The 12635-nt window shown below is 64.7% G+C and carries 6 protein-coding genes; all 6 read left to right on the top strand.

Annotation, left to right across the window (positions count from 1 at the left end; all coding sequences use genetic code 11):
* The first annotated feature begins 136 nt into the window (after positions 1 to 136).
* The 6 genes from ET475_RS16450 to brxL are packed head-to-tail and all read left to right on the top strand — an operon-like array spanning position 137 to position 12433.
* On the top strand, positions 137 to 847 hold the full coding sequence (locus ET475_RS16450) for a hypothetical protein (RefSeq protein ID WP_129392767.1): 711 nt from the start codon (positions 137 to 139) through the stop codon (positions 845 to 847).
* Positions 844 to 1401, top strand: coding sequence for a BREX protein BrxB domain-containing protein (locus tag ET475_RS16445; protein WP_129392764.1), 558 nt, complete (start codon positions 844 to 846; stop codon positions 1399 to 1401). The genes ET475_RS16450 and ET475_RS16445 overlap by 4 nt, the downstream gene beginning before the upstream one ends.
* Positions 1398 to 4856 (top strand): BREX system P-loop protein BrxC, encoded by a 3459-nt coding sequence (gene brxC, locus ET475_RS16440; protein ID WP_165310971.1) that lies wholly within the window; start codon positions 1398 to 1400, stop codon positions 4854 to 4856. The genes ET475_RS16445 and brxC overlap by 4 nt, the downstream gene beginning before the upstream one ends.
* Before the next feature lies 1 nt (position 4857).
* Complete coding sequence (locus tag ET475_RS16435) at positions 4858 to 8049, top strand: BREX-1 system adenine-specific DNA-methyltransferase PglX (protein WP_129392758.1); 3192 nt, start codon at positions 4858 to 4860, stop codon at positions 8047 to 8049.
* Complete coding sequence (pglZ, locus tag ET475_RS16430; RefSeq protein ID WP_129392755.1) at positions 8046 to 10379, top strand: BREX-1 system phosphatase PglZ type B; 2334 nt, start codon at positions 8046 to 8048, stop codon at positions 10377 to 10379. The genes ET475_RS16435 and pglZ overlap by 4 nt, the downstream gene beginning before the upstream one ends.
* Positions 10376 to 12433, top strand: a complete 2058-nt coding sequence (gene brxL, locus ET475_RS16425; protein WP_207205373.1) for a protease Lon-related BREX system protein BrxL — start codon at positions 10376 to 10378, stop codon at positions 12431 to 12433. The genes pglZ and brxL overlap by 4 nt, the downstream gene beginning before the upstream one ends.
* Positions 12434 to 12635: the final 202 nt, after the last annotated feature.

Raw genomic sequence — 12635 nt, 5'->3', positions numbered from 1 at the left:
CTGCGATGAAGCCCATCGTGAGCGAGATTCGCAACGCCCCGCTCCGGGTGCGTGACTCGATGCGCGCGACCGGAAGGAGGACGACCGAGAGATGACGAGTTCACATGTCGCTGGGAGCGACTTCACGCTCGCCACGTTGCGGACGACCGCCAGCCATACGATTGGCATTCCCCACCTGGTGGAGCTCCTCCGCGAAGTGCCATCCGATGCGTCTGCCGACCAGTACCGCCAAGCAGTGGTCGAAGACAACATCCTCGGACGGCCAACTTTGGCCGGGCGGCAGCGTTCGTTCCGCCACCTGCGCGAGCTGTACTTCCTTGATCCGGGGCGCGTGGAATTCGCGGCCTTGCGGTCCCTCTGGGACATCGACCCCGCGGCACAGCCACTCCTTGCGGGGCTGCTGGCTTTCACCCGCGACGAGGTGCTCCGCGCCTCGTTCGCCGCGGTCGCGGACCTCCCAGTGGGATCGGGCGTGACATCGGCAGACCTCACCGCCGCGGTCGCCGCGCAGTTCGGCAACGAGATGTCGGAGTCAACCCTTGGAAAGACTGGGCGCAATACCGGGGCCTGTTGGACCCAGACCGGTCATCTCGCCGGTCGCGCCAAGAAGGTGCGCACTGAGGTGGAGGCCCGCCCGGTTGCCATCGCGTATGCGGCCTACCTCGGTCACCTCGCCGGCGGGCGTGGCCTCGGCGTGCTCGACAACCCCTGGTCGCAGATTCTGGGGCTGGCCCCTGGCCGCACGTTGGAGGCACTGCGTGACGCGCACACCCAAGGCCTCCTTGACTTGCTCGTTGCGGGCAACGTGGTGGATGTGTCCTTCCCGACTTTCGGCGGCGTCGCATGAGCCGCGTCTCCGATCTCGTCGACGCCTACAAGGCCGAGTTGCCGCTGGCGTGGAAGGACAATGTCTCGGGCGGTGAGCGCGTCTGGATGCTCGTCTACCCGCCCGACCTGGAACGCCAAATGCGGCACGCTCTGCCGAGCATCGAGTTGGCGACTACCCAGGCCGGCCGCGTCTGGGCTGTACTCGACGTCACCGACGACTTCGGGCGCTGGCTGTCCGCTCACCGGCATGCGGAAGCGTTCTACGAGGACCCGAGCGACCTCACTCAGTCGATCCTGGATCAGTTTGAGACAGCGCTTGTCGCGCGCATCCGCCAGGCTCTCGAAACGGCACCTGAAAACGCTGTCGTGGCACTCGTTGGCATCGGCTCGATCTTCCCGTTCCTGCGAGCATCGAGCGTAATCAAGTCCGTTGACTCCGCGGTCACCGGACGCCTTCTCGTTCTCTTCCCCGGGCTTCACGACCCGGAGACTCATTCATTCCGCTTGCTCGACGCGCGCGATGGGTTCAACTACCGCGCCCGTGTCATCGATCCACAGAAGGACATCGCGTGACGACCAACAATGACCTCTTCGTCCGGCCTCCACTCAGCTTCGAGATTCCGAACGACGGCGTAACCAATGTGGACCGTCCCGAGGACTCCAACCAGTGGGACGTCCTCAAGTACGAGCTGGAGAGCTTCGTCTGCGAGGGCGAGTACGAGCACGGCCTCCAGCGCATCCTCGATTCCTACACCGGACATCGGAATCGAACGACGCAGCCCGCTGTGTGGGTGTCGGGCTTCTATGGCAGCGGTAAGTCCCACCTCGTTCGAGTACTCCAGCACCTGTGGGCCGATACTAGGTTTCCGAACGGTGCGACCGCGCGCGGTCTGACGAACATCCCCCAGGGCATCCACGACCAGTTGACGGAGCTGACAACTCTCGGCCGCCGCGACGGTGCCGCACCGTGGGCGGCAGCAGGTGCACTCGATCGCAGCGGCGACACCCTCAACTCGGTGTTTCTCTCGATCGTCCTCGGCGCGGCAGGACTGCCGACGCGTGTCGCTCCCGCCCAGGTTGCGCTGTGGCTCGCGGGGAACGGGCACCTCGACGCTGTTCGCGATCACGTCGCGACCAACGGCGGCGACCTCGTCGAGGAACTGGGCGAGTACAACCTCAGCACGCTGCTCGCGAACGCGATCCTTGCAGCCGACCCGCAGTTTGCCGCGTCAGCCAAGGACGTGCGCGCCGCGCTGCGCAGCCAGTTCCCGCCCGATACCCGCTCGTTCTCCACGGACGAGACGATCGCGCTGCTCAAGAAAATTCTTGAGTACGTCGGCAATGGCCAGATCCCGCCGTCGCTGATCGTCCTCGACGAGGTGCAGCAGTACATCAGCAGTGACGGCGGCCGAGCGATGGAGGTGCAGAACCTCGTTGAGTCTGTGTCGCGCGAACTGAACGGTCGGGTGCTGCTTGTAGCTACGGGCCAGCAAGAGTTGACGGCTGATTCGACGCTTCAGAAGATTCAGGACCGTTTCACCGTCAAGGTCGTGCTCAAGAACCAGGACGTCGACGCCGTTGTCCGCCGTGTGCTCCTCAGCAAAGAACCCGCTAAGAAGCCTGCTCTTGACGCCACGTTGGCGTCGGTTTCCGGGCAGATTTCCCGCCAACTCATCGGCAGCAGGATTCAACACACCGCGGCGGATGACAAGGACCTCGCTGAGGACTACCCGTTGCTCCCGTTGCGTCGTCGTTTCTGGGAGAGCGTGCTCCGCCAGGCCGACGCTGGCCGCGCCGGTCAGCTACGCTCCCAGCTCCGCATCGTGCATGAGGCGAACCGCAAAGTCGCTCCCCAGTCGGTCGGCACTGTGGTCGGCGCCGATTTCCTCTACTCGCAGAAGAACGAAGACCTTAACGGCGCGGGCCTTCTTCTTAAGGAGACGCAGACGCTCATCCACGAGCAGGGGCAGAAGGACCCCCTGCGCGGCCGCATCCTCGGCCTGATCCACCTCATTGGTCTGCTCCCTACATCGGGCCACGGCGACATCGGCGTCCGCGCGACGGCAGACCATCTCGTCGACCTCCTCGTCGAGGACCTCGCCCACGACGGGGACCGGCTCCGGCAGCAGGTGCCTGCGGTGCTCGAAGCGCTCGCCGAAGAGGGCGTCATTCAGCAGGATGGCGAGGAGTTCCGCCTTCAAACTAAGGCGGGCCGCGAGTGGGACGAGGCATTCCGCAGGCACCACGCTCAAGTCACGGACAGTGAGGTAAGCACAGATCGTGATTCGCTGTTGCTCACTGAGGTCGGACGGTCGATACCCGCTTCGATCCAGCAGGGTCGTGCCAAGGAATCCCGCAAGCTCGCGCTGCACGCCGACGCCTCGCTTCCGCCGGAATCGGATGCGATCCCGGTGTGGCTGCGCTCCGAGTGGGACGAGGGTATAACCGCGAAGCAGTTCGACGAGGCCGCGCGCAGCCTCGGAGTTGACTCGCCGATCGTGCTCGTCCACCTTCCCCGACTCCAGGCTCCGGCGTTCGTAGCGGCAGTCCGTAACAAGCTCGCCGCGCAGAGAGTGATCGACCAGCAGGGAATCCCGCAGGATGATGAGGGCAAGCAGGCCCGAAGCGCGATGCAAACCCGCCTCAACCGGGCGACGGACCAGGTGAATGCCCATGTTCGTGACGTGATCTCCAAGGCGAACGTGCTCCTCGGGGGCGGCACGGCCCCGAACGGGCTCTCACTGCGCGAACGCATCGAAGCCGGCGCGCAGTCTGCCGCGACCCGCCTGTTCCCGCGGTTCTCCGAGGCTGACGACAACCGGTGGTCGATGGTTAGGGACCGAGTGAAGAACGGGTCGGCAGCTGACGCGCTGAAGGTGCTCCAGTTCGATGCCGACCCAGAGCAGCATCCCGTCGTCAAAGAGATTCTCGGCCACGTCGGCCCGGCAGGCACGTCCGCGAGTGAGGTCGAGAAGGCCGTGACATCGAAGCCGCTCGGCTGGCCGCGCGACGCACTCATGGCCTCCCTCGGCGTGCTCCTAGACACAGGAGTGATCCGTGCGACGCTCAACGGGAGCGACGCGACCACGGCCGATGTACTCAAGCAGACCCGCCTCGGCAACGTCCACCTCCGCCGCGAGGTCACGGTGCTCAAGCCCGCCGAGAAGATCCAAGCCCGCCAGTTGCTGAGCAACCTCGGCTTCCTGACCGACAACGACGGACTCGTCTCGGCCGTCGATCAGGCCGTCCAGTCGCTCGTCGACCGCGCGAAAGGCGTTAGCGGGCCTGCTCCGCTGCCTGACATCACAGTGCCAGGCAGCATCCAGGCGATCGTGGACTCGTCGGGAAACGACCGCGTGCACGCCCTGCTGGCAGCGAAGAGTGACCTCACGAGTTTCAACGACCAACTCGGAGACCTGGAACGTAGGCTCAAGAGTCGCACACCCTCGCTCGAACTGGCGCGTTCGCTTGCATCCTCGGCCACGGAGCTGGAGCCCGCCGCGGCGGCCCGTGAGCGGCTCGACGCACTGGCCGCGAGCCGTGATCTCCTCACCGAGGCCGATCCAGTCGCCCCGATCGTGAAGGAACTCGCCGAGGCGCTCCGCGATGCCATCCACGAAGCGGCAGTTGCGTTGCGCGACGCCCGCGCGACGGCTGTCGCCAGCCTCGAACAGCAGCCAGCATGGACGGCTCTCGACGAAGCGCAGCGCGAGGCGCTCCTCACGGAACATCATCTCGGCATCGAGGCGGAGCCCAACCTTGCAGATGCTGCTGCCGTCCTGAGTGCGGCGCAGACTCGCCCGCTCCAGGGGTGGACCGCTGAACTCGACGCCATCCCGCAACGGGCTTCGCGGGCGCTGGAAGCGGCCATTCACCTCACGACACCTGCGGCCAAGACGGCCACAGTGCGGGTTTCGACGGCGAGCCTGAGCAGCGCCGACGAGGTCGAGCGCTACATCACGGCCCTGCGGATGCAGCTTCTCGACGCCCTGAACAACGGTAGCGACACCGTGGTGGTGAAGGGCTGACATGACGACAGAAACGACGAAAGTCCTCAACTTCGACCAACGACGCTTTCTAGATGCCCAGACGCAGCGCGCCCGCGAGGCTGCACAACGCGCAGCCGAGGATGCTCTGCGCGCTCTCGCGGTTGCCGAGCCGAGCCGTCCGGGCTACCTGAGTGACGAGCAGAACAAGCTCCGGCTCGCGCTCCGCGACAAAGCACGGCAGCTCGGCGATGACACCGCATGCGCAGGTGCACCGCTCACCAACCTGGTGCACGACGTTGCCTACGAGCAGTGGCATCGCTTGCTGTTCGCGCGCTTCCTGGAAGTCAATGGCCTGCTCCGGCATCCGGATTACCGCGATATCCCGTTGTCATTGGAAGACTGCAGCGATCTCGCGTCTGACCTTGGCGAGCCGGATGCCTGGGCCGTTGCCGCGCGGTTCGCCTCAGAGATTCTGCCCGGCGTGTTCCGCCTCACCGACCCCGCGGTACAAGTCCAGTTCGCAGCCGAACACCGTAGTGCGCTGGAGCGCCTCCTTCTTGACATTCCGTCCGAGGTTTTCACGACGGAGGACGCGCTTGGCTGGGTCTACCAGTTCTGGCAGACGGCCGAGAAGAAGCGCGTCAACGAGTCAGGCGCCAAGATCGGCGGGGCCGACCTCTCGCCCGTCACACAGCTCTTCACCGAGAACTACATGGTTCGATTCCTGCTCGAGAACTCGCTCGGAGCATGGTGGGCCGCACGTCACCCCGAATCTGCTCTGCTTGACGGCTGGGAGTATCTCCGCCGCAATGAGGATGGCACTCCTGCCGCCGGTTCGTTCAGCGACTGGCCCGATCGTGCTGCCGACGTGACGGTGATGGACCCCTGCTGCGGCTCCGGTCACTTCCTTGTCGCGATGTTCGGCATGCTCTGGCGCATGCGCGCCGAGGAGGAGGGCCTCACGCCGGCCGAGGCACAAGATGCGGTCCTCCGCGACAACCTCCACGGGCTCGAACTGGACCCGCGCTGCACTCAGATCGCGACTTTCAACGTGGCGCTGGAGGCGTGGAAGCAGGGTGGGTTCCGTGAACTTCCTGCTCCGCAGATTGCATGCTCTGGTGTGCCTGTCCGCGGGGCTTCGCAGGAGTGGGAATCGCTCGCGGGCGATGACGACGAACTACGCAAGGCTATGCGCGGCCTCCATTCGCTGTTCCGTAACGCCGACAGCTTGGGGTCACTGCTTGACCCGCGGCCCACGGAGCAGCGCGATGGGCTATTCGGGCGCGACCTTACTATCGGGGTGTCGGCAGAGCGAGTGCGCAGCCTGCTCGCGACAGCCCTCCGAGTAGAGCGGCAGGACACGACGGTTCTCGGGCATGCTGCCGAGGATGTCATACATGCGGCAGGTCTGCTTGGCCGCGACTACACCCTGGTAGCCACCAATCCTCCATACCTGAGCACACAACGGATGGACGAGGCCACGGCCGAGTTCATCGCTGACCGCTTCCCGCGATCAAGCACGGAGCTTGCGACGGCAATGCTTGAGCGGTACCTCCCCGGAGAGAGCGGCACCATCGCGGCCGTTATGCCGATGAATTGGCTCTTCCTCAAGTCCTTCAGCTCACTTCGCGTGCACCTGCTCAATCACGCCGGATGGAACGTAGTGGCTCCGCTTGGACCGGGCGCATTCCAGACGATCACTGGCCAAGTCGTGCAGTCTGCTCTGGTGCTGCTCTCCGCGCGCCCTCAGAACGACATGATGTTCGTTGATGCACGCCAGCCAAGATCGGTAGATGCCAAAGCCGAAGTGCTCAGGGTTGGTGACTTTGACTTGGTCGCTTTTGCCGAGGTCCGCAAGCACCCGGGATCGGTGCTCGACGCGAGCGCGCTTGGCAAGAGTCTCCTGTCGAGCCGCGCAGCCAGTTGGCATGGCCTCGTGACTCGGGACTCGGGACGCTTCGTCCTCCACTTTTGGGAGGTCTCTGGTTCGCCCGCAGTTTGGGAGCGGTACGTGACATCGCCACTCTCGACCGGCCCGTACACTGGCCGTGAATATCTGCTTCGGTGGAATGGCGGGGGCGCCGAACTTGTCGAAGCCAAGGCGACCAACCTAACGCCTCCACACCTTCGTGGGAAGGTTGGAGTACTGGTAGGTCAGTCAGCGATCCGTGCGACTATCTACCGCGGGGAGATGTTCAACCACGCCACTGCGCCGGTGATCCCGATGAATGAGTCAGACCTCCCGGCTATGTGGGCGTACATGAGTTCTCCTGAGTACGTCGCCGACGTCAGACGAATAAATTCCAAGGTGATGGTTGATTCGGGCTACCTGGTCAAAGTGCCGTTTGACCGCGACCACTGGCAGAAGGTTGCTGAAGAGTCATACCCTCACGGACTCCCGTCTCCTCACTCCGACGACCCAACGCAGTGGCTGTTCGACGGTCAGGTCGCCTCCTCGACCCGACCTCTCCAGGTTGCGGTCGCGCGCCTCCTCGGCTATCGCTGGCCGGACCAGGCCGCCGACGCGCTCGACGCGCATGTCGACGCCGACGGCATCGTTGCCCTGCAATCACTCCCCGGCGAAGCCGACGCGACCACCCGCCTGCGCGCTCTGCTCGCCGATGCCTACGGCGACCGTTGGTCTGCCGCGTTGGAACGGCAACTGGTCACGGCGGCCGGTGGCAAGAACGCGCGCTTGGAGGACTGGCTACGCGACTCGTTCTTTACCCAACACGTCAAGGTCTTCGACAACCGGCCGTTCCTGTGGCACATCTGGGATGGCCGGAAGGACGGGTTCTCGGCAATTGTCAACTACCACCGTCTTGATCGGCCAACGCTTGAGAAGCTCACTTTTACCGTCCTTGGCGCATGGATCGACCGGCAGAAGCATGAGGCCCGCGCAGAGCGTCCAGGTGCCGATGCGCGGCTGGCTGCCGCCGAAGAACTTCAGCGCAGACTCCAGCTGATTCTTGGCGGCGAGCCGCCCTATGACGTGTACGTCCGGTGGAAGGAGATGGCCGAGCAGCCGATCGGGTGGGAGCCTGACGTTGATGACGGGGTTCGTTTGAACATCCGTCCGTTCGTGATCGCCGACGTGCTCCGGTCCAAGGTGAATGTCCACTGGCGAAAGGACCGTGGAACAAATCCCGACGGGTCGGAACGGCACAACGATCTGCACCCGACGCTTGAGGAGCGCCGTGCTGCCCGGCGCGATGCGGGGGACGCCAAATGACGCTTGTCCGTGCCGTCGTCGCGAAAGCCCTCCGTGACGCTGCTGCCTTCAACGCGGGGGCGAACTCTGCCCCAGCCGCTGTTCTGTGGGCCGATCCTGAGCGCACCTGGGAGCCGGTGATTCGCATCTTCCAAGAGGCAGTGCCCATCTTGGTGCTCGGAGAGTACGACCCCGCGGCTGCACGAGGTCCAGCGCTTTGGCTTCGAGCCGTTCTTGCCTCGCCCGAGTCCGTGGAACTCCCAGCTCATCTTGCCGAACGAGACGAGCGCAATCCGTGGGTGATCTACCTGCCGGGTGTCAGTCGAGGCTCCGTGGTAGAGGCAGCGGCGCTCGATGACTCGCTCGCGCCGTTGGCCGAGGTTGCGATCCGCTCGAACTGGTGGCCCTCTGCCCACGGTCAGACGCCCTGGACGCCGCACTCTTTCCTTGCGTCGAAGCAGGGTGCGGGGCTCGACATCGCGAGTGACAGTGCGACGAAGGCGGCCCTCGCTCAGGTGCTGGACAAGTTCCTCTTCGAGGACATCGACGATCTCAAACGTATGGGGCGCCTCGATTCGTCTCGCCTGCACCACCTCGTGCTCGATGACACGGTTCGCACCCTCCTCGAATGGATGAACGAGCCGGACGAGGTGAGGGCTTCGCTCGAAGGTGCGCAGTGGCAGGCCCTTGTCGCCTCCTGCAAGTCCGTCTACGGCATCAGCCCCGACAAGGACGGCGCTCTCACTGCAGCCAGTAAGCTCGGCGGCCGAACGGGTGAGTGGGGAGCTGTCTGGCAACGGTTTGCGGAGAACCCGAGCCGTTATCCGAACCTTCCTGCCTTGCTCGACCAGGCGCGGCCCTCTGTCGTGCCGCTCTTTGGAGACACCGACCCACACCCTGACTCGTGGCCTTCGTGGAACCGCGACCAGGAGGACGCGCTCAGGTCGGCACTCAATGCATTGGGCACTCATCCCGACCCGCGTGGTCGCGTTGAAGAGCTCGCTGCCGCGCACACGCCGCGCGAAGACAACGTATGGGCTGCTCTCGGTCAGGCGCCCCTTGCGAGGGCCGCCGGTCACCTCGCGGAACTGGCAAACCGTGTAGCGACCGCTTCGACAGCAACAGATCTCCAGAGTCAAGTTGCCTGGTACAGCCACGAGGGCCACGTGATTGACGACCTCGCACTGCGGACGATCGCGACGGCCAAGACCGCACAAGACAGGGCCGCTGTCACCCACGCTCTCGGCGCGATCTACGACCCGTGGGTCGATCAGTCGGCACGAGCATTCCAGAAGGCCGCAGTTGGCACCTACCTCGGCCAGACGGGCCTCGACGTAGCCGCCGGAACATGCGTGGTCTACGTCGATGCACTGCGCTACGACCTGGCCACCCGTGTTGCTCGCCGACTGTCGGGTCTCGCGGTAGTTGTGGAGCCGCGCCAGGCGGCTTTCCCCAGCGTCACGCCAACCGGCCAGCCGGCGGTGGCGCCGATCAGGATCAGCATGGCTGGCGGCGCGGCCTTCGACGCGGCCGACGATCAGGGGCGATCTGTGAAGGGTGCAGTGCTGCGATCGGCCCTCGCTGGGGCGGAGGTGCAGTTCCTCGACTGGGACACCGCTCAGGTCGGCGACCCGGCCGGAACAGCGTGGACGCAGACGAACATGATCGACTCGCTGGGCCACTCGCACGGGCATCAGATGGCGGACCTCATCGACCACCACCTCGACCTCATCGCCGAGCGCGTTCGTACGCTGCTTGACGCAGGGTGGCGGAAGGTCGTCGTGGTCACCGATCACGGGTTCCTCTTGCCCGGCCAGGCAGCGCAGAAGGTCACCCTCCCGATACAGGTGACGGAAGGTGATGCTGCCCGCAAACCGCGTGTGGCGCGGTTGAAAGCCGCCGCGGCCCGCCCGGATTTCCCGATCCTGCCCTGGACTTGGGACTCATCTGTCGACATGGTCAGCGCACCCGGAGCTGCCGCATTTGAAGCGGGCTGCCTGTACGAGCACGGCGGATTGAGTCTCCAGGAATGCGTGATTCCCTTCGTCACCGTGACCCGCGGCGACTCGGCCGCTGCGCCCGTCCAGATTGAAGCTGTTCGATGGACAGGACAGCGCTGCCGCATCGACTACGGCCCTGCCGAAGCCGAAGTGGCCGCCGAAGTTCGGCTTCACCCCGCCGACGCATCGAGCGCCGTCGGCGGCCCGAAGGCGCCCACCGAGCCGGGCGAGGTCAAGGTGCTCGTCGATGAGGAACAGGCTCCTGCTGGGGCGAGCGCCTGGGTTGTACTACTCGACCCGAGCGGTGGAATTCTAGCGCAAGCACAAACCACGGTAGGAGGCGTCGAATGACCGAGGCAATCGCGCTCGACGAGATCGACACGATCGCAGCATCCGCCTTCGAGGGGTACGTCGTTCGCAAGGACCTCGCCCAGCAGTTCAAGGGCGCGTATCCCGTCCCGACCTATGTCGGAGAGTTCCTCATCGGACGCTACTGCGCCACAACCGACCCGGAGGAGATCGAAGAAGGGCTCCAGGTCGTACGACGACTGCTCGCTGACCGCACTGTACGGGCAGGCGAAGAAGAGCTCTTCAAGTCACGCGCGCGTGAGCGCATGACTGTCAAGCTCATTGATCTCGTGAAGGCCCGACTCGATGCGAAGTCGAACGCCTACGTTGCCGAGCTGCCGAGCCTTGGGCTCCGAGACGTGCGCATCGACGATGACGTTGTCCGTGACAACGAGCGCATGCTGACCGGTGGCTTTTATGCCGAGGTTGATCTGTTCTACGACGCCGCGATCGCTGATGAGAACAACGGCAAGCCCTTCGCTATCGGGTCGCTCCGCCCTATCCAACTCTCGACCCGCGATTCACTATCGCGTCTAGCCGAAGGTCGCTCACGGTTCACTACGGCGCAGTGGAAGCACCTCCTGCTGCGGTCAGTGGGTTTCGAACCTGCGCAACTCACCGAGCGCGAACAAGACGTGCTGTTGCTCCGCATGGTCCCGTTCGTGCAGCGGAACTTCAACATGGTCGAACTAGGGCCTCGCGGCACCGGCAAGTCCCACCTGTTCCAACAGGTCTCGCCCTACGCGCACTTGATCTCCGGCGGCAAGGCCACCGTCGCCCGGATGTTCGTCAACAACGCCACTGGACAGCGCGGCCTTGTCGCGCAATACGACGTTGTGTGTTTCGACGAAGTCTCCGGCGTCTCCTTCGATCAGAAGGATGGCGTCAACATCATGAAGGGCTACATGGAGTCTGGCGAGTTCTCCCGCGGCCGTGAGTCCATCCGTGCTGACGGTTCGATCATGTTGGTCGGGAACTTCGACGTGGATGTCGCCCACCAGCAGCGGATCGGCCACCTGCTCTCTCCGCTGCCACCGGAGATGCGAGACGATACAGCGTTCATGGACCGTATCCACGCCTACCTGCCCGGCTGGGACGTTCCGAAGCTCAACCCGACCTACTTCACTCACCACTTCGGACTCGTGAGTGACTTCCTCTCCGAGTGCTGGTCGCGCCTTCGCGACCAGTCTCGCCTCACCTCGATCCAGGGGCGGGTCAACTACTCCGATGCACTGTCGGGCAGAGACCTGTCGGCCGTCAACAAGACGGTTGATGGCTTGCTCAAGCTCTTGTATCCCGACGCCGAAGCCACGATCTCCGACGAGGACCTCGAATGGGCGGTGCGCATCGCCCTGGAGTGCCGCCGTCGCGTCAAGGAACAACAGCGCCGCATCGGCGCAGCAGAGTTCCGTAACACCCAGTTCGGCTACCGCCTCGGCGAGGGAGTCGAGCAGTTCGTCTCGACTCCCGAACTCGCGAGCCCCGACTCGATCGGCCTTGATCCGCTGCCTCCCGGCCAGGTGTGGGCGATCTCCGAGGGCGGCGGCGACGTAGGCCCAGGGCTCTACCGAATCGAGGCGGCGGACACGCCCGGCTCTGGTGCACGCGGTCTACTCAACCAGGCCGCCCCCGCCACGCTCCGGGAAAGCTTCAAGGTCGCAGAGCAGAACCTCATCGCCCAGGCGAGGCAACTCGTGGGCGACCGCGACCCGCGCGAGCACAACCTCACCGCTCAGGTACGGGCGCTCGACGCTGCCAAGACCGGTGCCGGCCTAGGACTGCCGATCCTCCTCGCGCTGGCCTCGGCGATGCTCCAGCGGTCAATCCGGGGTGGCCTAATCGCTGTCGGCAATCTGTCGCTCGGCGGCGGCGTCGAGACGATCCTCAACGCGGCGCAACTCGCCGAGCACGCGATGGAGAAGGGAGCGACGGCCCTCTTGCTCCCGGTGTCTGCCCGCCGCCAACTCCTCGATGTCAGCGACGAGGTCGCTACGAAAGTCTCGTTCATTTTCTACAGTGACGCGCAGGACGCCCTCGTGAAAGCACTCGACGAATGAACGAGCAGACAGTCGGAGTATCCATGCGGCCGAACGAGTGGGTGATTTGATGGCCGGCGCTCATTGGGTTCGCGCCGCTCTGCCCTGGACCTGCATCGAATCCCGCAACGAGCTTTGTCGCTATGACCCCTTGCGACACTGTCGTCGCCATGGGGATAAGACCATAGCCTGACCATCCGCCAGTCTGATTGAGAGAAGTCAC

The sequence above is a fragment of the Microbacterium protaetiae genome, assembly GCF_004135285.1.
Classification (GTDB): Bacteria; Actinomycetota; Actinomycetes; order Actinomycetales; family Microbacteriaceae; genus Microbacterium; species Microbacterium protaetiae.
This window is presented reverse-complemented; position numbering and strand designations above follow the sequence as displayed.